The organism is Desulfoluna sp. (genome assembly GCF_030145185.1).
Classification (GTDB): Bacteria; Desulfobacterota; Desulfobacteria; order Desulfobacterales; family Desulfolunaceae; genus Desulfoluna.
Window position 1 is genome coordinate 1 of record NZ_JAQYWB010000044.1, and the last position, 25800, is coordinate 25800.

At 54.3% G+C, this 25800-nt stretch carries 20 protein-coding genes and 1 pseudogene; 16 read left to right on the plus strand and 5 right to left on the minus strand.

All coding sequences use genetic code 11. The features are described from left to right. Positions 1–156: 156 nt before the first annotated feature. From Q1Q75_RS14580 to Q1Q75_RS14600, 5 genes and pseudogenes are all read left to right on the plus strand, one after another. Positions 157–1398 (plus strand): acyl-CoA dehydrogenase family protein, encoded by a 1242-nt coding sequence (locus Q1Q75_RS14580; protein WP_300672107.1) that lies wholly within the window; start codon positions 157–159, stop codon positions 1396–1398. Positions 1399–1477: 79 nt separating this feature from the next. Then, positions 1478–2299, plus strand: a pseudogene (locus Q1Q75_RS14585) (alpha/beta hydrolase); the annotation flags it as partial. 307 nt (positions 2300–2606) lie between these two features. Next, positions 2607–3503 carry a DUF1571 domain-containing protein gene (locus Q1Q75_RS14590; RefSeq protein WP_300672111.1) on the plus strand — a complete coding sequence of 299 codons (897 nt, stop codon included), beginning with the start codon at positions 2607–2609 and terminating at the stop codon, positions 3501–3503. 167 nt (positions 3504–3670) lie between these two features. Further along, positions 3671–4147 carry a hypothetical protein gene (locus Q1Q75_RS14595; protein WP_300672113.1) on the plus strand — a complete coding sequence of 159 codons (477 nt, stop codon included), beginning with the start codon at positions 3671–3673 and terminating at the stop codon, positions 4145–4147. Positions 4148–4320: 173 nt separating this feature from the next. Then, positions 4321–5568 (plus strand): HD domain-containing phosphohydrolase, encoded by a 1248-nt coding sequence (locus tag Q1Q75_RS14600; RefSeq protein WP_300672115.1) that lies wholly within the window; start codon positions 4321–4323, stop codon positions 5566–5568. 74 nt (positions 5569–5642) lie between these two features. On the opposite strand, the gene Q1Q75_RS14605 is transcribed toward Q1Q75_RS14600, so the two are convergent. The 5 genes from Q1Q75_RS14605 to Q1Q75_RS14625 form a co-directional block, all read right to left on the minus strand. Then, the gene (locus Q1Q75_RS14605; protein WP_300672117.1) at positions 5643–6104 is read right to left on the minus strand and encodes an Rrf2 family transcriptional regulator; all 462 of its coding nucleotides are present in this window, start codon (positions 6102–6104) and stop codon (positions 5643–5645) included. Between the two features lie 321 nt (positions 6105–6425). Next, a complete protein-coding gene (gene scpB, locus Q1Q75_RS14610; protein ID WP_300672119.1) occupies positions 6426–7001 on the minus strand; it encodes an SMC-Scp complex subunit ScpB in 576 nt (191 codons plus the stop codon). Further along, the gene (locus tag Q1Q75_RS14615) at positions 6982–7770 is read right to left on the minus strand and encodes a segregation/condensation protein A (protein ID WP_300672121.1); all 789 of its coding nucleotides are present in this window, start codon (positions 7768–7770) and stop codon (positions 6982–6984) included. The genes scpB and Q1Q75_RS14615 overlap by 20 nt, the downstream gene beginning before the upstream one ends. Before the next feature lie 22 nt (positions 7771–7792). Next, entirely contained in the window at positions 7793–8800 is a 1008-nt protein-coding gene (gene trpS / locus Q1Q75_RS14620) for a tryptophan--tRNA ligase (protein WP_300672123.1), read from the minus strand. 185 nt (positions 8801–8985) lie between these two features. Further along, on the minus strand, positions 8986–11661 hold the full coding sequence (locus Q1Q75_RS14625; RefSeq protein ID WP_300672125.1) for a CBS domain-containing protein: 2676 nt from the start codon (positions 11659–11661) through the stop codon (positions 8986–8988). A gap of 359 nt (positions 11662–12020) precedes the next feature. Between Q1Q75_RS14625 and Q1Q75_RS14630 the strand changes: the two genes are divergently transcribed. The 11 genes from Q1Q75_RS14630 to lpxI all read left to right on the plus strand — a co-directional run bounded on the left by Q1Q75_RS14630 (position 12021) and on the right by lpxI (position 25750). Next, on the plus strand, positions 12021–12959 hold the full coding sequence (locus tag Q1Q75_RS14630) for a radical SAM protein (protein WP_300672126.1): 939 nt from the start codon (positions 12021–12023) through the stop codon (positions 12957–12959). Between the two features lie 284 nt (positions 12960–13243). After that, the gene (locus Q1Q75_RS14635; protein ID WP_300672128.1) at positions 13244–14455 is read left to right on the plus strand and encodes a type II secretion system F family protein; all 1212 of its coding nucleotides are present in this window, start codon (positions 13244–13246) and stop codon (positions 14453–14455) included. Continuing rightward, positions 14455–15825, plus strand: coding sequence for an ATP-binding protein (locus Q1Q75_RS14640; protein WP_300672130.1), 1371 nt, complete (start codon positions 14455–14457; stop codon positions 15823–15825). The genes Q1Q75_RS14635 and Q1Q75_RS14640 overlap by 1 nt, the downstream gene beginning before the upstream one ends. Positions 15826–16135: 310 nt before the next feature. Further along, positions 16136–17623, plus strand: coding sequence for a lysine--tRNA ligase (gene lysS / locus Q1Q75_RS14645; RefSeq protein ID WP_300672132.1), 1488 nt, complete (start codon positions 16136–16138; stop codon positions 17621–17623). A gap of 77 nt (positions 17624–17700) precedes the next feature. Further along, the gene (locus tag Q1Q75_RS14650) at positions 17701–18960 is read left to right on the plus strand and encodes a lipoprotein-releasing ABC transporter permease subunit (RefSeq protein ID WP_300672134.1); all 1260 of its coding nucleotides are present in this window, start codon (positions 17701–17703) and stop codon (positions 18958–18960) included. Next, a complete protein-coding gene (locus tag Q1Q75_RS14655) occupies positions 18953–19648 on the plus strand; it encodes an ABC transporter ATP-binding protein (RefSeq protein WP_300672136.1) in 696 nt (231 codons plus the stop codon). The genes Q1Q75_RS14650 and Q1Q75_RS14655 overlap by 8 nt, the downstream gene beginning before the upstream one ends. Before the next feature lie 19 nt (positions 19649–19667). After that, a complete protein-coding gene (gene bamA, locus Q1Q75_RS14660; protein ID WP_300672138.1) occupies positions 19668–22337 on the plus strand; it encodes an outer membrane protein assembly factor BamA in 2670 nt (889 codons plus the stop codon). Between the two features lie 93 nt (positions 22338–22430). Next, entirely contained in the window at positions 22431–22955 is a 525-nt protein-coding gene (locus tag Q1Q75_RS14665; protein WP_300672139.1) for an OmpH family outer membrane protein, read from the plus strand. 1 nt (position 22956) lies between these two features. Then, entirely contained in the window at positions 22957–23982 is a 1026-nt protein-coding gene (gene lpxD / locus Q1Q75_RS14670; RefSeq protein WP_300672141.1) for a UDP-3-O-(3-hydroxymyristoyl)glucosamine N-acyltransferase, read from the plus strand. Between the two features lie 98 nt (positions 23983–24080). Further along, a complete protein-coding gene (gene lpxA / locus Q1Q75_RS14675; protein WP_300672143.1) occupies positions 24081–24857 on the plus strand; it encodes an acyl-ACP--UDP-N-acetylglucosamine O-acyltransferase in 777 nt (258 codons plus the stop codon). Between the two features lie 62 nt (positions 24858–24919). Continuing rightward, positions 24920–25750 (plus strand): UDP-2,3-diacylglucosamine diphosphatase LpxI, encoded by an 831-nt coding sequence (gene lpxI / locus Q1Q75_RS14680; protein ID WP_300672145.1) that lies wholly within the window; start codon positions 24920–24922, stop codon positions 25748–25750. The last annotated feature ends 50 nt before the right edge of the window (positions 25751–25800 follow it).

Consider the following 25800-nt stretch of genomic DNA (forward strand, 5'->3'; position numbering starts at 1 on the left):
GGAATTAAAAAAGGGAGGCGTTTGAGCTGCCCAGGGTACCTCTATCCGTAGAGCATTCGCCAACCCGCTTTCAAGGTGGCTCCACCTTGCCGCCGGAGGCTGTTTTTTTGTTCGCCTGAGATCGGTCACAAAAGAAACCAACCAAAGGAGAGGGCGATGTTTGATTACCTGTTGAGTCCCGACGCGCTGGCGTTAAGGGATGAGGTGCGTGATTTTGTCAAGGCGGTGCCGAGGCAGCTGCTTCTGGACATGGACCATGACAAGGTGCAGTTTCCCAAGGAATTTCTCCAGGAGGCTGGGCGCCGTCATTTGATGGGGTGCCGGTATCCTGAGGCCTGGGGCGGGCGGGGGCTGGACTGGGTGAGCACGGCCATGGTGATGGAAGAGGTGGGGGTATTGGGGTACATCATGGCCTGCACCTTTGGGGTGGGGGCGGAGTTGGTTTGTGATGCCATCATCCTGCACGGCACAGATGCCCAGAAGGAGAGGTACGTCAAACCCCTGCTCGCCGGAGAAATTTTTGCGGCAGAGTGCCTGACTGAGCCCCGGGGCGGCTCTGATTTTTTCGGGACCAATACCGTTGCCATCGATCAGGGCGACCATTTTCTGATAACCGGGCAGAAACGGTTTATCGTCGGGGGCGAGGGGGCCGATTATTTTCTGGTCTACGCCCGCACAGATGAAGAGGCCAAACCCCATAAAGCCCTGACCTGTTTCCTGGTGGACCGAGGCCCGGGCGTGAAGGTCGAGTACCTTTACGGACTCATGGGATGCCGGGGCGGTGGGGCGGCGCGCATTGTCTTTGACAAGGTCAAGGTCCCGAAGGAGAACATGGTGGGGCGTCTCAACGATGCATTTTCTGTTTTTAATACCATGATGATTCCCGAACGCTTAGGGACCGCAGCCATGACCATCGGGGCGGCACGTCCCGCCCTGGAGATAGCCACCGCCTATACGTCCAGGCGAAGGGCCTTCGGGAAGACCATCAACCAGTATCAGGGGGTGAGTTTTCAGGTGGCCGAAGCGGCCACTCTCCTGGACGCCTGCCGAAGCATGATCTACACCACCTCCCGGGCGGTGGATGCACAGGTGGACCCGGCACGGATCCGGCGCATGGTCTCCGAGTCCAAGAAATTCGTCACCGAGGCCTGCCAGACCGTGGCGGAGAAGTCGATGCAGGTGATGGGAGGGATCGGGTATACCAACATCTACCCCGTGGAGAAAATTGTCCGTGACCTGCGGCTTGCCTCCATCTGGACGGGCACCAATGAGGTGATGTCTCTTATCATCGCCGGTGAGTGGTATAATGAACAGGACATTGCAAGGGGAGAAGGGCGGACCCGGGATTGCGAGACAGACGCCGAAGAGGCTTTTGCCACGGATGAAAAAATTATGTAGCGATTCCCCCCCCTTCTACATTAAAAAAATGCCTTCGGCGTCCCTTTCGGGGGCTTAATTTAACAGAAATCAGGAGGTCAGGGTGTCCTGTCATGTTCCCCACGATGTTGCTGGCCATGGAACGCCTGTGGTGCTTCTCCACGGGTCCATGAACACCCGGCGCCAGTGGCGCCGACTCTTTGATGAGCTGACGCTGACCCATCGCCCCGTTGCCGTGGATCTGACGGGGTATGGAGAGGCCCCTTTCCCTGATGATCCCGCCGTTCATTCCATGGATGCCGAAGCCGAAAGGATCCATGCCCTTGTGTACGGCCATTTAAAAACGCAAGGGCCCATCCATCTGGTCGGGCACTCCTACGGAGGGGCCGTTGCCCTGTGTTATGCGATCCTTTATCCTGCCGCCGTGAAAAGTTTGACCCTCTTTGAACCCATGAGCAATCATCTTCTTGAAGAGGTGAATCATCCCCTTTACCATGACGGCAAGGCCTTGATTGACCGGATTTTTGCGTTCCATGGGAAGGGGGATGATCAAGGGGCCGCCGGTGAATTTTTTAATAGTCTGACCGGGACAGAGGGGTTTTATCGGCTCCCCCCCGGTGCCCGGGATGCCTTGTCAGAAGGGGTTGGCAAGATGTTGCTGGACTATCGCACCACCGTAGAAACCACCCTGACTCTTTCGGATTACCGTCGGATTGAGTGCTCGGTGTGCCTGGTCACCGGGCGACAGAGCCCTGCCTTGACCACGTCTATCTCGTCCATCCTCTGCGGAAACCTCCGGCAGGTTCAGTCGGTGACAGTGGCAGGGGACCATATGGCCCCTGTTTTCAATCCCGTTGGCGTCAACGCTTTGGTCAGAAAGCATCTGGCTGAAAAGGCGGTCTCCCTCACCGATTGCCTATAGCTCCTCGCCGTTTTGTTTCCCGATATCTGTATTTACATGGCCGTGGTCCGAATGATGACCCCTGCCTGTTTTTCTTTGTGTGCAGCCCTCTTGTTTATTAAACGTGAATAATGTTATTTTATGTGAACGCTTGGCGGTGATCTGGCGGAACGTCTTCGATGTAAATCGTGTCCGTCTTCATCAAGTACCCCAAGGGGTGAACCTACGGCCTCGTGTGTGTTGTTATCATTGGGTTGACTTTTTGCGAGGCCATCAACAATTATCGACGGTGTGGTCGTTGAGCACCGACAAACGCAGGGAGAACGGGATGAAGAGAGACTCAGGGATCGGTTCAGGGTGGGTTGGGGCGGCAAGTTTTCTGGCGGCCCTCTTTTTTTTCACGGCAGGCCTTTATGCCGAGGTGACGCTTGAAGACCCCATGGCGCGTGCACGGCGTTCCCTTGAAATGAGCCGATCGCTTTCGGATTATATGGCGGTTCTTGTCAAACAGGAGCAGTTTGAGGGTAAATTGGCCCCTGAGGAGCGGATTCTTATTAAATACGCCAACCCGGACAAGGTGTACATGCGCTGGATTGGAAAAATTAACAAGGGCCAGGAGGCCCTTTATGTCAAAGGCCAGAATGAGGATCGGCTTAAGGCCCACAAGGGTGGATTTCTCGGGTTGGTGACGGTGAACGTTGATCCCACAGGAAAGATGGCCATGGAGGGGCAGCATCATCCTATTTTTCATGCCGGAATTGAGTTTACCACGGAGGTCGTGCTTCATGACCTGGAGAAGGGGCTGAAAAATGAGGAGGTTCAGGTTTTTGATCGTGGCACGATGATTCTGGACGGTCGTGAGGTCATGACGGTGGAGGCGGTTTTTCCCGAGAAAATATCCGGTGTGGTCCATGCCGTAAAAAAAGGCGAAACCCTCTGGGATATTGCGGCCCTTTATCATCAGGATATGTACGTGATCCTCAGCGCCAACGAGGGGGTGAAGAAGCCGAATGATATCAAGGCGGGCCAGTCGCTCTTGATTCCTGAATACTATTGCCGGCGTTCTATGAGTTATTTTGATGTTGCGACGGAGCTGCTCTTGAAAATTGAAAATTATGATTGGGATAACCATCTCTATGAGGTGTATCATTATCGGGATCTCAAATTCAACGTGGGGCTCAGCGGTGAAGACTTTAACCCGGAAAATAAGAAGTATAAGTTTTAGGTGTCGCGTGGATGTTTGATGGATGAAAAAAACAGGGGGAATTTTCCTCGTCTATGGTAAAGTGTCGGCTCTTCGGTGCCGACATTTTTATTTGCAGGGCGATCCGAAGCGGGCGAGACATCTCGATGCATGATTTATTTTTTTAAGCAGCAACCAAAGGAGTGCGTGTGATCAAGCGAGCAGTAGTGTTAACGGCCCTTTCTTTTTTTTTGATCCTGATTGGCAGCACCGCCTGGGCGGAGGGGCGACAGCACTCCCTGGGGGTCGATCTGGTACGGCCCATAGATGAAGACCAATATGGCGGCATGGTGGGGGTCTCGTATCAGGTGTCACTGGAGAGCCATTCAGCCTTCGTTGGCACCCTGGCGCGACGTTCCGGGTACACGGTCTTCGAAGGCCTGTACAAGGTCTATATCGACAGCTATTTTGATGGCCCCTTTGCCGCGGGTGGTCTGGTGACCGGCCGCTATGACGGCGAGAGTGAGCTCGGCCTCATCGGGGCCCTGGGGTATGAACTCAGCATCGACCAGAATATCGTGCTCTCGGGTTCCGTAGAGTGCACCTGGGGTTCCATGGACCATCCTTCCACTTCCCATCGAAATCCCATTTTTCGGCCCTCTCTTTCCTTGATATTTGCGTTTTGATCGAGGGGTATGCCTCGATAGGCCAACATCATTTTGTATCGACCGTAAATATGGTATCCTTCTAAGATATATTTAAAAATATGGAAGGCAATAATACGGTGTCGGTTCGGGCTTCGCAGCATGTTGTGTGCAAGGTTATTTGAACCTTTGTCAACGCCATTGAAGGGGGCGGTGTGAGAAACGAAACAGATATGCTGAAAAGTCTGTTGCAGCTGGGTGTTGAGCTTAACCAGGTTCATGACCTGGACATTTTGATGGAGCGAATCCTTGAACGGGCGCGGCGGTTTTCTCGTGCTGACGCAGGATCTATCTATATCCGTGAGGGCCATTGCCTCAAATTTTCTTACACACAGAATCGGACCCTGGAGAGCCGTTTGCCACCGGGCCACAAACTGGTTTACACCACCTTCTCGGTTCCTGTGGATAAAACCAGTATTGCCGGTTATGTCGCTGAAAGTGGCAAGTTTTTGAACATCGGCGATGTGTATGATCTGCCGGATTCCCTGCCGTATCGCTTCAACAAGGAGATGGACAAGGTCTCCGATTATCGGACGGCTTCCATGTTGACTCTGCCTCTCATTACAGCCACGGGGGGAACCACCGGGGTGCTGCAGGTGATCAATGCCCGGGATGATCAGGGGCTCACGGTTCCGTTCAGCTCGGAAGATGAGCAGGTGATGTTTCATTTCGCAGCCATCGCGGCGGTGGCCCTGGAGCGTGCTCAAATTACCCGTTCCGCCATTTTACGGCTCGTTGAGATGTCTGCCATGCGGGACCCCCGGGAAACGGGCGTTCATGTGAATCGCGTGGCGGGGTATTCGCTTGCGATTTACGAACAGTGGGCCCAACGTCATGGGTTGTCTGAAGAGGAGATCCATATCAATCGGGACGTGTTTCGCATGGCGGCCATGCTTCACGATGTGGGGAAGATCGCCATCCCGGACAGGATCCTCAAAAAACCGGGTAAACTTGATCTGGCGGAGTATGAACAGATGAAAGAGCACACCTTTATCGGGGCGCGTCTGTTTCATCCCTTCGAATCGGCCTATGATCGGGCCGCCGCAGACGTCGCTCTTTGTCACCATGAGCGTTGGGATGGCCAGGGGTATCCGGGGTGTGTGAGTGTTATGGGCGGAACATCCCTTGAGGGGCCCCCGCACTCAACCGGCGGAGTGGCCCCTAAAAAAGGGGATATGATTCCTGTCTTCGGGAGAATTGTTGCCCTGGCGGATGTGTTTGATGCCTTGTCATCCAAACGGGTTTACAAGGATAAGTGGAATGAGGAAGATGTGCTGGCGTATATTCGTGGTGAGCGGGGTGGGCAGTTTGACCCGGAGCTGGTGGATATTTTCTTTGAGGTGATCGATGAGTTGAGGCGAATTCAGTCTCTCTACGCTTTTTCTGAGTCGCCCTATTCATGAGACCCTTTGCTTGCCATAACACCAAAAAAAACCGGCCTTGGCCGGTTTTTTTGTTGTTACGCTAAAACAAAGGTTTAATAAAACTCTTCGCGTTTGAAATGGGAGGCGTCGCAGGCCTCATTCAGATTGCCGCCGGAGGTTTCCAGAAGGCTGGCGATGGTGATGGTGTCGAGGAGTTTGTAGAGATTTCGCGTGGCATCCACCCAAATATTACGGACGCGACATTCATCAGAGAGTTTGCATCCTTCAGGGCTCGTGACACACTCCACGAGATCGGTCTCCCCTTCAAATTTTCGGACGATTTCGCCAAAGGTAATGGCGGTTGGGTCTGCCATCAGTTTGTATCCCCCCTTGGGGCCACGAAAACTGGTAATATACCCGTCTTTTTTGAGATCACGAATAATCTGTTCCAGAAATTTGACGGGGATATCCTGGAGTCTGGATATAACTCCCACCTGGATGGGATCGCCCTCACGATGGCGGGCGAGTTCCAGAAGAACTCGGACGGCATATCGGCTTTTATTAGATAATCTCATATGTTTTTTACCCGAATCTTAAAAGAGTAAGTGCCACGTGTTTATTCCTGGTTTCTCTGCCCGGCACATTCAAGGCATTCGCAAGGAGGCCCGTCGTAAAATTTCAGGGCGCTTTTGCCCGGACCTGTGGCGTATTAAGCATAAGCGACCTCATAATTGTATGTTCTGCGAAGCTAAAAGATTATGTTGCCCGAGGAAGTCCTGTCAATGAAAAGTTTGGAAAGAGGATTTCTGTGGGATGTTAGGAAATTTTCACTTACTATTTGTGGCTTATTTAAGTTTTAATGATTGCGCTGGTGGGGCGTGCAGGTGGAGAGGAGGCTATCCGGAAGGTTCCCGGACCTTCAAGGGGTCACTCGGAGAAAGGGTGGGGGTGTCGAGGGCGCCGAGCTCCTCGGGAGACGGCAGATCGTCCACGCTGTTGAGCCCGAACAGCTCGAGGAAATGACGTGTCGTGGCATAAATAAGGGGACGACCCGGTATCTCTTTGCGCCCGGCCACACGGATCAGTTTCATGTCCAGAAGGGTGCGGATGATGCCACCTGAATCGACCCCCCTCAGGTACTCCACCTCGCTTCGAATCACCGGTTGCCGGTAGGCGATGACGGCAAGGGTCTCCAGGGCGGCTTTTGAGAGTTTCAGGGAAGGGGTCTGGTGCAGCTTGGTCGTCCATGGGGCCAGGTGCGTCCGGGTTCTAAACTGGTAGCCACCGGCCACGCGGGTCAGGAGGATGCCGCCGTCGCGGGAGGCGTATTCTGAGACGAGCGCTTGCACTGTCTCGGATACCTTCTCTTTTTCTGGCTCTGGAACGAGACGGCGCAATTTTTCTACGGAGAGAGGGTGGGGGGCAGAGAAAAGCAGGCCCTCGACGATTTGTTTAAGAGTGGCTTGGGGCATGGGAGACCGCCTCCTCGTGTGCCGGCCATTCTGGCATGGGCGAAAAGATGCGGATGATCCCGCTTTGGACATGCTGCATGATACGAAGGCGTCCCTGTTTGGCCATTTCCAGGATCGCCAGAAAGGTGACCACCAGCTCTGGCTTTGATTCTCGGGGGTGAAAGAGATCGGTGAAGAGAATGGAGCCTTTTCGAGCAAGCCGATCGGCAATCTCTTCGATCCTTTCGCTGACGCTGAGCGCCTCTGTGGAGAAGTCCACGGTGTGCTCCTGATAGCGACTGGCCATGAGGTCTTTGAAGGCGTTGACCAGGTCCATGAGGTCGGCTTCTATGGCGTCGGTATCCCTGGGCTGCGTCTCCTGGGGTGTGCTGCCCCCCTGGGACGGCGGTTCCTGATGAATAAAGGTCGTCGTGCCGAGCACCTCTTGCTTTCCCAGCCACTCTGAGGCCCGTTTCATGCGGAGATACTCCAGGAGAGGCCGGGCAATCTCCATGCGGGGGTCTTCCTCATCTTCCCCCTCTGCCGGGGGAAGAAGCATGCGCGATTTGATGTGGGTGAGGGTGGACGCCATGAGGAGAAAGTCGCCGGCAAATTCGATGTCGAGTCCCTGGAGCAGCTCCAGGTAGGCCATATACTGCTCTGTAATGAGTGCGATGGGGATATCAAGGATATCCATATCATTTTTGATGACCAGGTGGACGAGAAGGTCCATGGGGCCTTCAAAGACATCGAGTTTGACGGCATAATGGGTGCCGAAGAGTCGGTTCATGGCGGCCAGTTCCCCTGACAGGTTATCCCAAGGGGGTAAATCCCACAGCTTCTCGAATCTCTTTCATGAAGGGGACGCTGAATTCACGGGCTCGGTCTCTGCCCTTGATGAGCTCGGCTTCGATGATGGCCGGGTTGGCGATCAGTTCGTCATAGTAAGACCGGAAGGGGGAGAGGGTTTCATTCAAGTATTCAAAGAGAAATTGTTTCATCTCTCCCCAGGCAATGCCAGCCTCATAGCGTTTTTTCACGTCAGCTACCTCCGCCTCGGTGGCAAAGGCTCTGTAAATTTCAAAGAGGGTGCATCCCTGGGTATCTTTGGGCTCGCCCGGCTCCAGAGAGTTGGTTTTGATTTTCATGATGAGCTTGCGGAGTTGTTTCTCGGGGAGAAACAGGGGCACGGTGTTGTTGTAGCTCTTGCTCATTTTACGGCCGTCCAGTCCGGAGAGAACCGCCACGGAATCGTCAAGCATCGCTTCGGGGAGCACAAAGTGTTCTCCGTAGTGGTGGTTGAAGCGGGAGGCAATGTCCCGGGCCATTTCAATGTGCTGAATCTGGTCTTTTCCCACGGGAATTTTATGGGCCTTGAACATGAGAATATCGGCGGCCATGAGGACGGGATAGCTGAACAGCCCCATGGTGATGCCTTTGTCGGGATCGCCGGCCTGGTTCTCTTCGTTTGCCTGGACCTTTGCCTTATAAGAGTGGGCACGGTTCATCAGGCCCTTGGCGGTCATGCAGTTGAGGATCCAGGTGAGCTCGGGGACCTCCGGGATGTCTGACTGACGGTAAAAGATCGCGTTGTCGGTATCCAGTCCCATGGCAAGCCAGCTGGCGGCCACTTCCATGCTGGACTGCCGGAGTTTGGCAGGGTCATGGGAGTTGATGATGGAGTGGTAATCCGCCAGAAAATAGAAGGAGCGGACATCGGTTCTGCGGCTTGCTTCAATGGCGGGCCGGATGGCTCCCACGTAGTTGCCGAGGTGGGGAGTTCCTGAGGTTTGTATCCCTGTGAGTACGGTCTCTTTCATCGCGTTCATCCTTGGCGGCCCCCCAACATGTGGAAGGCCTGTATAAATCCAGTCAATAAGGTGGCCTTTCGTGAACCACATGTTTTTTTGAAAAACCCATTTTCGTGCGAGCTCACCACCCGTACGCCCCTCTTTCTATGCCGGAAAAAAGGCGAAAAATCAAATGGCAATCGGGTCCGGTGGCGTTATCCTTTGCGATATCGACAGGCAAAGGCGAGCTCGTCTTCTCTGTCGTGAAGTGTTCCGTCGAGTTTTGCGGCCAGTGTTTTTTCCAGGATCTGGCTGTACAGGGGGCCGGGTTTTAATCCCAACTCCTTAAGGTCTCTACCCATGATGGAAAGGGAGACATGGCGCAGCTGGCTCATGTAATGGGAGATCGCTTTTTTGATCTCTTCATTGGCCGATATTGCCATGACGTAGAGGAGCAGCTCCGTTTTCAAGGGCGCGAGTTGTCGGTGCAGATCGCTGTTTGAGGCCGGCAGGCTGTGGGTAAGCCAGAGGTAGACGCCTCGGGCATGGAATCGGTCTTCGGTGAGGAGCTTACGGTGTTTGGGGGCCAGCATGAGACGTTTAGCGACCACCTCGGAGACGTTCCGGTCACAGGGGGCCAGAAGGGTCAGGAAATAGATGACCCAGCGTTCAATGGGTTCGTCGGTGTACATAAGATCATGCCAGGCCAGGACTTTTTTGGCTTCATCCAGCTGGGCGATGAGGTCGTTGTGTCGTGAGATGCCGGGGTGGATGATTTCCATGAGGCCCAGATCGAAAATTCGAAGAATGGCCGGAATGGGGTTCTCCTCCTCGAGGATCTGCTTGAATTCGTTAAAAACCCGCAGGCCGCCCAACTCGCGGAATACATCGAGATGGATGGCATTTTTGATCATCTCATGGGTCACCTTGCCGATGGTGAAGCCAAATCGCTGCTCGAATTTGATGGCTCGAAAGACCCGGGTGGGGTCCTCCACAAAACTTAAGTTGTGGAGGATGCGAATCCGCTTTTCCTTGATATCCCGCTGGCCGTTGAAAAAATCGGTGAGGGTACCGAACCCTTCGGGGTCCAGCCGGATGGCCAGGGTGTTGATGGTAAAGTCACGTCGATACAGGTCGAGTTTGATGGAGCTGGTCTCCACCTCCGGCAGAGCCGCCGGTGAGGGATAATATTCCATGCGGGAGGTGGCCACATCCACCTTGAACCCGTTGGGGAAGATGATCACCGAGGTGCCGAATTTGGTGTAGGTGTTGATCCGGGCCCCCATTCTTTCGGCAAAGGCTTTGGCAAAGGTGATGCCGTCGCCTTCGATGACAATGTCTATGTCATCATTTTTCCGACGTAAAAGCAGGTCCCGGACAAACCCGCCCACCACATAGACCCCGAATCCCATGGCGTGGGCCACGGTTCCAATTTCTTTTAGAAGATCGAGGACCTCCCGGCTGAGCCGTTCCCTCATCAAAGAGAGCAGGGGCTTTTGTTTCGGGTAGTGGGGCTCCAGGCCCATGGCGTCGCTTTCAGGGCGGGCGTGTTCTTTGCTGTAGACCAGCAGGTTGAGCAGGTCGGTACGGGTGACCACCCCGACCACGCGTTCATTCTCAATGATGGGCAGAAGCCGTTGCTTGTTGCCGATGATCCGGTCCACCAGGGTGTTGAAGTCGGTGTCCGGGGCGGCCGTGGCCACGGAGGAGGACATGAAGTCCTGAACGGGGCAGGCTCCCAGGTTATGGGAAAGGGCCCGTTCGATTACCTGTCGGGTGATGAAGCCCAGCAGTGTTTCACTCTCGTCATCAAAGGTCGTGACCACCAGGGCATTGATATTGTAGCGCGTCAGGAGACGTGATGCCTCGGAAAGAGGAAGGAGCGGGGCGGTGGAGATCGCCGGAGAGCTCATGAGCTGACGCGCCGTCCTGATGGGTTTGACCAGAACGGGGAGAAGGGCGCCCAGTTTCTCTTCCACCTGGGCCAGGGGCATGTTCCGGACGGAAGCTGACGCGGCAAAGGCATGGCCACCGCCGCCCAATTCGGCCATAATGGTTCCGCAGTCCACTTCAGGCAGGCAGCTTCGGGCTATCACATGGATGCGGTTTCCCATCGCCGCCAGGACGAAAAGAACCCCCAGGCTCTCCATGCGCATCATTTTCTGCACCAGCAGGGCGAGGTCCGGAAGGTACTCTTCCAGGGCCAGGGAGACCAGGGTGATCTCTACCCCGTTGACCATGCGGCGTTCGGCTCTGTGCAGCATCTCGTTGATGAGGGCCACCTGGGCCGGGTCCAGCTCCTTGGCAATGAGGCTTGAGACGATGTCCAGGTTGGCCCCGCTGGATACGAGCCAGGCTGCGGCCTGAAAATCTTCCGGGGTGGTGGATGAATAGCTGAAAGAGCCCGTGTCCTCATAAATCCCCAGACAGATAATAGTGGCCTCTTCTTTGGTGAGGGGGATGCCTTTCTCCTGAAGGCGGGTCGTCAGGATGGTGGCGGTGGCCCCCACCGGGCGGATGATCTCAAATTCTCCCTTGAGGTCCTCCGGCTGGTCCGGGTGGTGGTCAAAGATGTGAATTTCAGGGGCGTGCTCTTTAATAATGGCGGCCACTTCGCCTAAACGGGAGAGGTCCCGTGTATCGACAAGCACCACACGAGCCACTTTTTCACCGGCAATATCCGCGATCCGTTTCATATTGAAGAGATAGAGCAGAGAGCTGATGAAAAAATTTTTCAGGTTTTTCTTTTCTCCAGCATTGGGAAGGACCACCACGGAGTCGGGGTAGAGCTTATGGGCGGCCAGCACCGATGAAATGCCGTCAAAGTCGGCGTTGATGTGGGTGGTGATGACGGTTAAGCCGTCATGATTGGGTTTGTTGGTCTCGGGCACGGTTTCCCCTTATGGATGTCTGTGATGGCTGGAAAAAGATCCGGAGTCCTTTGTTTTCTTCCCGACAGCAGAGGGCTTACAGCGGCAGGCTGTTGGGCCAGGAGCCCTTGCTTTTTTGCGTTCATGTCCGGTGTGCACATGAAAGGTCCCTTTAAAGGCGCGGGGCTTTGGCGTATACTGAGGCATTACGGCCGCACTTTTTTGGGATCGCCTTATCAGTTGCCTTGAAATAGCGCCAAAAATTTGTTTAGCTTCGCGGGTCGAGATCCGCTGAGCATGATATAACCAAGTGCCTCCTTCAGGTCAAGGCTGCTGCTGAGTGCCCATGACCTTATATAGATTATAATCAAGGATGTTTCATGACTGAAGAATCGTATAGCTACCTTTTTGGACCCGTACCCTCCCGTCGTCTTGGCCTCTCCCTGGGGGTCGATCTGGTGCCTTCGAAAACCTGTTCTCTGGACTGCGTATACTGTGAGAGCGGTGCCACCACGAAGCTTACGGTGAAGCGGTCTTCCCTGGTGCCGAAAGACGCGGTGATGGCGGAAATTGATCGTTATTTCGACGCCCATGAGCCCCCGGACGCCGTGACCTTTTCCGGGGCGGGGGAACCCACCCTGCACGCGGATATCGGAGAGATTGCGGCTTACATCAAAGCGCGTTGTCCCGGGGTTCGCCTGGTGCTCCTTACCAACGGGACCCTCTTTGACCGTGAAGATGTAAGGCGTGATGCGTCCCGGATGGATCTTGTCATTGCCGATTATGACGCAGCAGACAAGTCGGTGTTCAAGGCCCTGAATCGCCCCCACCCTTCCCTGGACCCTGAAAAGATGGCCGAGGGCCTCGTGGCCTTTCGAGATGAGTTTGATGGCGAGTTGTGGCTTGAGGTATTTATTGTCCCCGGGGTGAACGATGACAAGGCCGAGGTGGCGCGTATTGCCGAGGTTGTGAAACGTATCGGGCCGGATCGGGTCCAGGTCAATACCCTGGATCGCCCCGGGACAGAGCCCTGGGTGACACCTGCAGATGAAGAGACCCTCCAGTCCGTGACAGCAGCCCTTGGGTTCGGAGAGGTGATCGGGGCGTATCGCGGCCGTGTGGCGTCTGGAGAGAGTGAAATGGATGTTTCCCTGCAGATTCTCGGGATGGTCAAGCGGCGTCCCTGTACAATCGAGGATCTTGAGGAAAGTCTTGGAATGGCCCGCGTTTTGGTTGAAGATTCACTTACGGCGTTGATGGCGGCAGGTCGTATTCAAGAGGAATCTCAGGCGCGTGGAGTTTTTTACAAGCCATTGTAAAGCGATGATATATTAAAAATTCATTGATAAAATGGGTGAAAACATTTAATGAAGTCATAATAATAAGTCGTTTTTCTGAATTGTCTTTTCAGGAATCGTGCTTGCATGACGGGGGTTGTTTTCGTAGCTGCCCTTAACTTAAAGCCCCTCCAACAGTTATAGGGGCACACCCTGCGATGTACCTGTCCTGGCCATTCTAACCATACGGCCTTTTCAACGTCACGCAATGCCTGTATTCAGGGCATTAGGATGCCAACCCGTTCTCCAGTTTTCGTAGGAGGTTGATGATGCCTGTTTATCTCTGGGAAGGGAAGAACAGAAAGAACGAAACCCGCAAAGGGGAAATGGAAGCGCGCAGTGAAGAGGTGGTCCGTGCCAACCTCACACGCATGCGGATAGCACCGACCAAGGTTAAGCAGAAGCCGAAAGATATTCTTGAGAACATCACCTTCCTTCAGCCCAAAGTGACGGAAAATGATGTGATTATTTTTGCGCGACAGTTCTCTACCATGATCGATGCGGGCCTCCCGATTATTCAATGTCTTGAAATATTGATGAATCAGCAGGAAAACCCCACCTTTAAAAAAGCGATAAAAATGATTAAAGGCGATGTGGAAGGAGGGCAGACCTTTGCAGCCGCCCTGAAGAAGCATCCCAAACTCTTTGACACCCTTTTTGTCAATATGGTGGCCGCCGGTGAGGCCGGAGGTATTCTTGATATCATCTTGAGGCGTCTTTCCAATTATATGGAAAAGATGATGAAACTCAAGCGTCAGGTGAAAGGGGCCATGACCTACCCGATCGTTACCATCCTTATTTCCATTGTGGTGGTGGGGGTGATTCTGGTCTTTGTTATCCCCACCTTCACCGAGATGTTTTCGAATTTTAACGCAGCGCTGCCTATGCCGACTCAGGTCGTCATTGGCATGAGTGACTTTGTCCGGAGTAAAATTCTTTATATTCTGGGGGGGATTGTTCTTGCTGTGATCTCCTTTAAGCAACTCGGTCGAACGGTCAAGGGACGCAAACTCATCGATCAGACCTTCTTGAAGGTGCCTGTGTTTGGCATGCTGATTCGTAAAGTGGCGGTTTCCAAGTTTACCCGGACCATGGGGACCATGCTCAACTCCGGCGTGGCCATTCTCGATGCCTTGGATATTGTGGCCAAAACCTCTGGCAACGTGGTGATTGAAGAGTCTATCTATGAAGTTCGAGCCGGGATTTCCGAGGGCCGCACCATGGCCGACCCCTTGATTGAAAGCGGTATTTTTCCCTCCATGGTCTGCTCCATGATCGCGGTGGGGGAATCCACCGGGGCGCTGGATACCATGCTTGAAAAGATTGCGGACTTCTACGATGACGAAGTGGATCAGGCGGTGGAGAACCTGACCGCCTTGATCGAGCCTTTTATGCTGGTGTTTTTGGGGACGGTCATTGGGGGACTGGTTATTGCCATGTACCTTCCCATCTTCAAACTGGCCAGTGTCGTGGGGTGATGTCGAAGAAGACGGTTTATTCGACCGAGACCGGGGACAGCGTCTCTGATACCCCGGGACAGCAAGCCCGAATGGGCATGGAGCATGTGAGAAAACTCAGATGGTTGATGCTCTCTCGGACTTTGTTTGCCCTGCTGACCCTGGGGGCGACCCTTGTTTATCGCATTGGAGAAAATTTATCGTTTTTTGTGGAACCCCTCACCTCTCTTTATGTGGTGGCGGGGTTTGTTTTTTTGGGGAATCTGTTGTATCTGGCGGTTTTTCGCTGGTTTAAGCATGATGCGGCCTTTGGGGGCGTTCAGATCTTAGGGGATCTCCTCGTGGTCTCCGCGATCGCCTATTTTACCGGGCTTTTGTACAGTCCCTTTCTTTTTCTTTATCCCATTGTCATTATCTGCGGGACCATTATTCTGGGGCGGGTCGGGGGGCACTTTACTGCCGCCATGGCCTGTATTGCCTTTGGTCTGTTGGTGGATTTGCAGTTTTACGGGATTTTGAGCCCTCCCGGGTTTGAGGTGACTCCCTTTGTCGAAGAGTTGACCTGGCAGAATGTTTTTTATCGGACCTCGGTGCTTTTTGTTGCCTGTATGGCGACGTCCCTGGTGAGCGGGTATATTGCGGATCAGGAGAGGCGGGCTCGGGCGGACCTGGTCGTGATGGAGGAGCAGGTCAAACGGGTGGAAAAGATGGCCGTGATCGGGGAGATGGCAGCCGGCCTGGCCCATGAGATTAAAAACCCCCTGGCTTCCCTTTCCGGGTCCATTCAGATGCTGAAAGGCGAGAGAGGGTGGGAACCGCATCATGAAAAACTGATGGGGATTGCGGTGCGGGAGGCCGCTCGGCTCTCGGGGCTGGTGACAGAGTTTTTACTTTTTGCCCGGCCCGGGTCGGGAAATCCAGTTCCCATCATGCTGTCCCGTGCTGTGGAGGAGACGGTGGCCTTGTTGGAACAGGACCCCAGGCGGGGGCACCATGTGCGGGTGGAAACCCGGATGATGAATCGCCTGACGGTTTTTATGGATGTGGGGCACCTGCGCCAGGTGCTGCTGAATCTGTTGATCAATGCCACGGAGGCCGTTTCAGAGGATGGAACGGTTGTTTTGACCGGGTACATTAACCCCCCAAAAAAGGTGATCCTCTCGGTGAAAGACAATGGACAGGGGATTGCCGGGGAGGACGTGAAGCATATTTTTGACCCCTTTTTTACAACAAAAAAGGATGGAACGGGCCTGGGCCTTTCCATCGTCCACAGGTTGCTGGAAGAGTGCGGTGGCGGGATTCGTGTGAAGAGCCATCCCGGGGAGGGGACGGAGTTTATTCTTTCCCTTCCGTCGGAGCCCGGAGCCTTTCGGGTTTCATCAACTTCCTGACCGCTGTTGACAGGGGCAAACGAAATTGGTTAGGTTAGGGACCTTTGGTCAAAGCGAGGGCAAAGATATCTGAAAGACCCCGTGGTTTCGGGGTTGGGTACGGCCCGGACAGCCGGGTTCGCTTTGGCTCAGGCGGTGCCAGAATCATGAAATATCTGAAGCAGAGCTTCTGAACATATCAATGACGATGCGACCGTAAAAAAATATGTTGCGAAGGGTCTCCCTTCATAGGGAAGGGCAACCTCGGCATCGGATATGCCGGGGCAGGACTGTTTTTTTACGGAGCCATCAATAAAGTGAGCAGCAGAGAATGAGCAAAGAAAGTGCACAGGACGTCGTCGAGCAGAGAAAGGCGAAGAATGAAGAGCTAAGGGGCAAGGGCATTAATCTTTACCCCAACGATTTGCGGGTGACCCATACCGTTGCCGATCTGAAGGCCTTCATCGAAGCCGAACCGGAGAACACCGGGGAAGAGGGCGCGGTCTTTACCGTGGCTGGGCGCATGATGGCTATTAACCGCATGGGCAAGTCCTCCTTTGTCCGGTTTCGTGATCGCAGTGGCCTGATGCAGGCCTTTGTCGCCAAAGACAAGGTCGGGGAAGAGGCGTATGACCTTTTCAAAAAGATGGCTGTTGGCGACTTCCTTGGTTTGACAGGGACCCTGTTTAAGACCCGGACCGGGGAGTGGACCCTTCAGCCCACCTGCCTCTCTCTTGTGTGCAAGTCTGTGCGCCCTCTGCCTGAAAAATTCCACGGCCTGAAAGATCCCGAGAAACGGTATCGCCAGCGTTATGTGGATCTGATCATGAACGACGACGTCAAAGAGATCTTTCGTCGCAGAAGCCGCATGGTTCAGGCCGTTCGTGAGTTCCTGCTGGAGAGGGACTACCTTGAGGTGGAGACACCCATGATGCAGCCCATCGCCGGCGGCGCCGAAGCCACCCCCTTTGTGACGCATCACCGCGCCCTGGATATGGATCTTTACCTGCGTATCGCTCCCGAGCTTTATCTGAAACGTCTTGTGGTGGGTGGCTTCGAGCGTGTGTTCGAGATCAACCGTAACTTCCGGAATGAGGGGGTCTCCACCCGTCACAACCCGGAGTTTACCATGGTTGAATTTTACCAGGCCTATGCCAACTATGAGGACCTCATGGACCTCACCGAAGAGATGTTTGCCTTTGTGACGGAGAAAACCACGGGATCTCCTGTGATTGAATATCAGGGCGATACCATCGATTTCGGCAAGGCCTGGCGACGGATTCCCCTGCTGGACTCCCTGGTGGAGATCGGTGGCGTGGATAAGAATATCCTGAATGACCACAAGGCCCTCCTTGATTTTGCGGACTCCAAGGGCATCCACATCACCAAGGCAGAACGCATGGGGAAAGTGCTCACCAAGCTTTTTGATGAGCTGGTGGAACCCAACCTCATTCAGCCCACCTTCATCACCGGGTACCCGGTGGAGGTCTCCCCCCTGTCTCGCAGAAGCGACGTCAACCCTGAACTCACCGACCGCTTTGAGCTGTTCATTGCCGGACGGGAGATCGCCAACGGTTTTTCCGAATTGAACGATCCGGAAGACCAGCGGGGTCGTTTCCTTCAGCAGGTGGAGGACAAGGAGGCGGGTAACGAAGAAGCCCACAGCATGGACAGTGATTATATTGAAGCGCTTGAGTACGGAATGCCTCCCACCGCAGGGGAAGGCATCGGAATCGATCGGCTGGCCATGTTGCTGACCGACGCCGCATCCATTCGAGAGGTGATTCTTTTCCCCTTGATGAAACGGATTGAAAAGTAGCGTACTGACAAGATACCGTCGGTGGGGCAGCGCTCTGCCGACGGTTTTTTAAATACCTCCTGTGAAACGATGGTTGAATGAACCGAATCGGATCGCCCCTTTCCATATCGTATGAACTTCTCATTGCGCTGCGCTACCTCAAGGCCAAGCGCAGGCAAGCCTTTATTTCTTTGATTACCATGCTATCCGTTGCCGGAGTCGCCGTGGGGGTGATGGCCCTTGTGGTGGTGATTGCCGTGATGACGGGTGCCGAAAAGGATTTTAAGGCTCGTATTCTTGGTTTTCAATCCCATATTTCAGTCATGATGCGTGGCGGCGGCATTGCAGACCCTGAACACCTTCTCAGCGTGATTGATGAGGTGGATGGGGTCAAGGTGGCCGCCCCTTTTGTTTATGGTCAGGTGATGCTTCGGTCTGCCTACGGGGTATCCGGTGCGGTGCTTCGGGGGGTAGAACCCACGTCGGCTGTCACGCAGATTCAAGGGTATCCGCCAGAGCGTCTTGAAACATGGCTGGAGCGCAAAGCGCCTTCCAGGGGGCGGCCTTCGGCACCCGGCGTGATTCTCGGGAACGAACTGGCCCTGAATCTCGGAGTGGGTGAAGGCGACATGATCTACCTTATTTCACCCAAGGGCATGATCTCCCCCATGGGGCATGTGCCCTCCATGCGTCAGTTCCGGGTTGCCGGCCTTTTTGAATCCGGCATGTTCGAGTATGACAGCTCCTTTGCTTACATCCATATCGACGACGCCCGATCTGTCTTTCGGCTGGGTGACAAGGTGACGGGTATCGACGTCTGGACCCTTTCTCCTTATGATGCGGACCAGATCCGAGAGGCGATTCTGGATCGGATCGGGCCTGTGTATTGGGCCAGGGATTGGATGCAGATGAACGCGAGCCTCTTTTCTGCCTTAAAGCTTGAGAAGGCGGCGATGTTTGTGATTCTTATTTTGATTGTGCTGGTGGCGGCCTTTAATATCGCCAGCAGCCTGATTATGATGGTCATGGAAAAAACGCGGGATATTGCCATTTTAAAGGCCATGGGGGCAACAGACGGCAGTATCATGCGAATCTTTGTCTATCAGGGGACCCTGATCGGTATGGTGGGAACCTCCATCGGAGTGGCCCTGGGCGTGTTGCTGTGTTTTCTCCTGAAGCATTTCAAATTCATTGAGCTGCCGAAGGTCTATATCTTTTCAACGTTGCCGGTGCGGTTGGAGGCCTTGGATGTTCTGGTCATCTCCGCCTCGGCGTTCGGTATCTGCTTTCTGGCGACTCTTTACCCTGCGTGGCAAGCTTCCAGACAGAATACGGTGGAGGCGATTCGTTATGGGTGATGCAAAGAGAGGTGCCAGCCTTTCTCTGGAGGGTATTTCCAAGTCCTATTCTGCCGGGGGGGTGGAATTGGATGTATTGGCGGATGTCTATTTTTCCATGGTCGGTGGCGAACGGATCGCGGTGACGGGAGCCTCCGGTATCGGCAAATCCACCCTGCTGCATATCGTGGGGGCCCTGGATCGTCCTGATGCGGGACGGCTGATCTGTGACGGGATCGACGTGTTTGCGTCGGATGACAGGCATCTGGCTGAGTTTCGAAATCGGACCATCGGCTTTGTGTTTCAATTTCATCATTTACTGCCGGAGTTTACAGCACTTGAAAACGTGATGTTGCCCCGGTTGATCAGAGGGGATAAGGGCGAATCGTCCGCCAGGGATGCAGAAGCGATCCTTGACCGGGTCGGTCTCTCCCGAAGACTTCACCATCGGGCGGGCGAATTGTCCGGGGGTGAGCAACAGCGCGTGGCCATTGCACGAGCGGTGGTGGGACGGCCCGCGATTCTTCTGGCTGATGAACCGACCGGTAATCTGGACGGTAAAAACAGCAGTCAAATTCATGAGCTGCTTGACGAGTTGAACCATGAAACCGGAATGACGGTTGTGATCGTGACCCACAACCTGGAGCTGGCCGGTTACATGGATCGTCAGGTAACCCTGGAAGGTGGGCAGATAGTTGAACGGACATGATAACAAGGGAAACATCATAATGACTCGACTGACCAGATCTCTTCTCTTTTCTCTGATGATCGCGATCGTGGTAATGGCCGGAGCCAATTCCGCCTGGGCTGAAGAGGCCGCAAAACGAATTGCCGTTCTCCCTTTTCATGTGGGAACCGACACAGATCTTTCGTATCTTTCCACCCAGATTCCTGAAACCCTTTCGCGTCAATTGGAGCGGGACGGCGGGAAAATGGTGGCGGCTGATTCCCTGATGGGCGCCGTGGACGAGGCGGGTAAGGTAGATACGGCAGCTCTTTCTAATGTGGCTGCGTCGGCGAAGGTCGATCATGTCGTCTGGGGAGGGCTGACACAAACAGGAGAGCTCTTTCATCTTGATGTCACCCTGTTTGATGTCAAGAGTGGCCGCAGTATCCCCCTTTCCAGTGAAGGGAAGGGTGTGGAAACCCTGATCTCCACCGTGGGCGATCTGGCCGTGAAGATCGGGTCCAGAATTTTCAGCTTTGAAACCATTTCTGCTGTCAAGGTGGAAGGGAATCGGCGTATTGAAGCCGATGCGATTCTCCGTGTGGTGCGGGCCAAAGCCGACGACCGGCTGAAGAACGATGCCCTTACGCGCGATATGAAATCCATCTATCGCATGGGTTATTTTGAAGATATTAAAGTGGTGGCCGAGCATCATGAGGATGGAACGGCAACGGTGATTTTCCGCGTGAAGGAGAAGCCCACCATTCGAAACGTCCTGGTGAAGGGAAACCAGATCTTTGATGACGAAAAGGTGAAGAAGAACATCACCCTCTCCAAAGGGGCTATTTTCAATACAGGTTCTCTGAACACCTCCATTAAGCAGATCGAAAGCCTCTACAATGAAAAACACTATTACAAAACCAAGGTCAACTACCGACTGATCGATGTGGAGAACAACCAGGCCGATCTGGAATTTACCCTTGAAGAAGGGAAGAAGATCTGGATCAAAGAGATCGTCGTGGAAGGCAACGAGTTTCTGTCCGATAAGAAAATTCGGAAGATGATCAAGACCAAACAGAAGGGTTTTTTCTCCTGGTTAACCTCCTCCGGTACCCTGGAGATGGCGGATCTGAACGTCGACATGGCGGTGATTAACGCCGAATATCAGAAGAACGGTTTCATCGACTGCCGCATCGCGGATCCCGAGGTGGAGTACAAGGGCAAGTGGATCTACATCACGGTGAAGATGGATGAAGGTATTCGATACTCTCTGGGCAAGGTGGACGTGGATGGCGACATCCTGGACACCAAAGAGGCCCTGCTGGAACGGCTGACGGTGGGGACAGATGGGGCTGGGACTTACCTTGACCGGGAGAAAGTCCAGAACGATGTGGTGGCCCTGACGGATATTTACAGCAATGAAGGCTATGCACGGGCCTCTGTGGTGCCGGATATCCGGCGGAATCGGGCCGAAGGCGTGGCCGATGTAATCTACCGGGTCTCCAAAGGGAACCTGGTCTACTTTGATAAGATCATTATCACCGGCAACACGGTGACCCGGGACAAAGTGATCCGGCGGCAGCTCAAGATCTATGAGCAGGAGCTCTACCGGGGCGGAAAGCTCAAGGAGAGTGTCCGAAACCTCTATCGTCTGGAATATTTCGGGGACATCAAGGTCAATACGCTGGACACGGTCGATCCAGATAAGGTAAATTTATCTATTGATGTGAAGGAAAAGCCCACCGGCACCTTTACCTTCGGTATGGGTTACAGCAGCGAAGACAAGCTCTTCGGGACCACCTCTATTTCCAAGCGCAACCTTTTTGGCCGGGATCAGTCCCTGGACCTCAAGGCGCAGTTTGGCGGCACCGGCAACAAGTATTCGTTGATTTTTGTGGAGCCCTGGCTGTTCGACATTCCCCTCTACTCCAAGTATGAACTGAAAAACTGGGATGATGAATACTCCTCCTACGACAAAGAAACCGTGGGTGGCGGTCTCACCCTTGGGTATCCCGTGTTTGATTACACCCGCGCCTTTGTCTCCTATACCTTCGAGCGCAATACCATCGACGACATTGACCTGACCGCTTCAAACAGCATCAAGGAAATGGCCGGTGAGAACACCCTCAGCAGCATGGGATTCAGCCTGAATTACGACTCCCGCGATCGGCGTTACAACGCTCAGACCACCCGGGGCTTTGACCACACCCTGCGTGTGGAACACACCGGCGGGCCGTTGGGGGGCGACATCAGTTATTCCAAGTACACGGCCGAGTCGAGCTGGTTTTTCCCCGTTTTCTGGAAGGTGGTGGGGATGCTCCACGGTGAAGGGGGGATTGTCCATGAAAACAGCGACGGATTCCTGCCGGACTACAAGAAATTTTACCTGGGCGGCATCAACTCCATGCGCGGCTTCGAGTATCAGGATATCCACTTGAAAGACGATCAAGGCCTGGAGATTGGCGGCAACAAATACGTCCAGTTTAACGCCGAGCTGATCGTGCCCCTGTTCGGGGTGGAGGGGCTGGTGGTTCTGGCCTTTACCGATGCAGGCAACGTGTATGAAGAGACCGCAAACATCGACCCCTCGGATTTGCGTCAATCTTACGGCTTTGGATTTCGCTGGTATTCTCCCATCGGTCCGATTCGGTTTGAACGAGGCTACGTCGTGGATCCCCAGGATGGAGAAGACAATGCCCGATGGGAATTTACGATGGGCACGGCTTTTTAAAGAGATTGTCGGCCCAGGCCGACAGGATCATGGCGATGATGTTTGTTTGCATGCAGGTGAGAGTCAGGTTACCTGAAAAAGGCGGGCGTTTTTATGCGATTAGGTATCAAAGGTCTGGTGGCGGTCATCGCCTTGCTTCTCTGGGGGGGAACTGCCCTGGGAGCCGATGTGGCAAAAATCGGTGTGGTGGATTTTCAGCGAGTACTCAAGGAGTCCCGGGCGGGTCGAGAGGCCGCTGAAGTGCTTCGGACGAAACAGTCGGAGCGCACTTCAGAGCTTGGGCGTTTGAAGACACGTATCGGGTCTTTGCAGGCCTCCCTGGAGAGCCTGGAGCTCTCTGCCACCACCCGTGATATCAGCGAAAAACGTCAAGAGCTGGAAAAACTTATGGGGGTGTTTAAAGCCTCTGACCAGAAGTACAGTCGCCTTTTTCAAGAGATCAATCGCAGACAGACAGAAAAGATTAGAAAAGAGCTGGGCGGGATTATTGAGAGTCTGGGTCGCAAAGGGGGGTACCTTTTGATCGTTGAAAAAAAAGAGGTGCTTTATGCCCCCGCATCCATGGACATGACGGACAGGCTCATTGGCCTGTACGATGAAAGATACGAAAAGAGGTAAGATGAAACGGACCGTTCAAGAAATTGCCGACGTTGTGGGGGGGACCGTCATCGGAGATGGCTCCCGGATTGTGACGGCTCCGGCGCCCTTTGAAGACGCAGGAGAAGAACAGATTGTTTTTGCCGGAGACGCGAGTTACCTGAAGCGGCTCTCCGACACAGGGGCAGGTACGGTGCTGGTCCCCGAAGATCCGGGAACCACGGAGAAGAGCCTGATTGTGGTGGCCAACCCCCGGGTCGCCTTTATCCAGATTATGGAACTTTTTTCTCCTGTCAGGGAGGTGGCTCACAAGGTGAGCCCCCATGCCTGTATCGGAGCGAACGTTGCCTTCGGCGGACCGGTTGAGATCAGCCCCGGTGTGGTGGTGGGCGACGGTGTGACCCTTGGGAAGGGGTGCCGTCTGTACCCCGGTGTGGTGGTGGGCGATGGTGTCCGTCTTGGAGAAGAGGTGACCCTGCAGGCCAATGTGACCATCGGCCATGATTGCGTCATCGGAAACCGTGTGATGATCAATGCCGGATCGGTGATCGGCAGCGATGGCTACGGCTTTGCTCCAGAAGGGACCTCTTACCGGAAAATTCCCCACACCGGCATCGTTCAGATTGATGATGATGTGGAGATCGGTGCCCTCAATGCCATTGACCGTGCCACCGCGGGCCGGACCTGGATCAAACGGGGGGTGAAAACCGATAACCTCGTCCATGTGGCCCATAACGTGGAAGTGGGTGAAGACACCCTCCTTGTGGCTCAGGTGGGGATTGCCGGAAGCTCGACCGTGGGCAACCATGTGATCCTGGCCGGTAAGGCAGGGATCTCGGGTCATCTCAGCATCGGCGACAACACCATTGTGGGGCCTGCCGCAGGGGTGGTAAAATCAGTCGGTGAAGGGGAGGTGGTGTCCGGCACACCGGCCATGCCTCATAAATTGTGGCTGCGGCTTATGAGCCTGATGCCAAAATTGCCGGAACTGAAGCGAACCGTTTCCCAACTTGAAAAGCGGGTTGATCGCCTGGAATCCGGTGAGTAGCATTTCTATTTTTTTGCCTTCGTCAGAACAGATAAGGCACCGATCAGACTAATGACAGCATTCGCACCGTGTCGGTGCGCAGGACATAAGGACGTACCATGACAAACATACACCCGACAGCCATTATTGACCCTTCGGCGGAGATTGATCCCGATGCCGTCATCGGTCCCTATACCCTTGTCAAGGGGAATACCTCCATTGGTGCCGGGACGGTGATCGCCTCTCATGTGGTGATTGATGAGTATACCAGTATCGGCCCGGATTGCCGGATTTTTCAGTACGCTTCTGTGGGGGCCGCACCCCAGGATCTGAAGTATAAAGGAGAGATCACTCACCTCAAAGTGGGGCGGGGTACCGTGATCCGTGAGTTTGTCACCATCAACCGGGGCACCGGGGTCGGTGGAGGGCTCACCGAGGTGGGCGAGGACAACTTTCTCATGGCGTATTGTCATGTGGCCCATGACTGCAAGACCGGACGCCGGGTGATTCTGGCCAACAACTCCACCCTTGCCGGCCACTGTGAACTCGGAGACTTTTCCAACATCGGAGGGTTCACTGCCATTCATCAGTTTGTTCGTGTGGGTGATTTCGCCTACATCGGAGGCAAATCCGTGGTGGTGAAAGATATTCCCCCCTACGTGATTTCAGCGGGAGATCGCGCCACCCTGCATGGCCTTAACAAGGTGGGCATGCGGCGCAGCAATTTTTCTGAGAGCACCATCACGGAGCTGAAACGAACATACCGCCTTCTTTTTCGCATTGGGTTGACTTTGAATGAAGGCATTGACAGGGTTCGCGCCGAGGTGAACCAGATTCCAGAGGTCGTGGCCTTCGTCGATTTTATTCAGAACTCCAGCAGGGGAATCACCCGATAACGATGAGGCCTTGCAGGCCGTCCCCGGTGGGGCAGCCTGCGGTCCCGGAAAGGAATCACCCCATGAAGGTGGGAGTCATTGCGGGCAATGGCCAGTTTCCCCTTTTGTTTTCGCGTGCAGCAAAAGAGAAGGGGTACGGGGTTTATGCCGCAGCTATAAAAAACGAAGCGAGTCCCGACCTTGAAGGACTCTGTGAACAAATCGAATGGTTTCACCTGGGTCAGGTGAAAAAACTGATTCGCTTTTTCAGATCCCATGGCGTGACCGAGGTGGTTCTTGTTGGCGGTATTAAAAAAACCAATATATTCAAGGACATTCGCCCGGATACCAAGGCGGTTGCCTTTCTCGCCCGCATGCGTCATACCCATGACGATACCCTTCTAAGTGCCTTTTCCCGGCTTCTGGAGACCGAGGGGCTGCAGGTTCGTTCCTCCACCTTTCTTGTGCCGGAAATTCTGGCTGACGGTGGCCTCTGGACCCGGAAAAAGCCCAGTACGGCTCAGATTAAAGACATACGAACCGGGTGGGATATCGCCAAGGAGATCGGACGCCTCGACGTGGGGCAGTGCATCGTCATGGGCGGTGGGTCCGTGCTGGCGGTGGAGGCCATTGACGGGACCGACGCCACCATTCGCCGGGGGGGAAGCCTCGGGACCGGAGACGCCGTGTTGATCAAGGTGAGCAAACCCACCCAGGATATGCGATTTGATGTCCCGGCCGTGGGTCTTCAGACCCTTCAGACCATGAAGGATGCCGGGGTCACCGGGTTGGTGCTGGAAGCGGGGCATGCCGTCGTCTTTGACCGTGATGCCATGGTGGCCTATGCCAATGATAATGGCATGACCATTCTTGTGGTGGACGGCTCTCCAGCACGTTGCTCTGTTTTAAGCTGATCCTTTCCGCATTTTATTTTTTCAACATCGTCTCACAGACAGACTCCGTT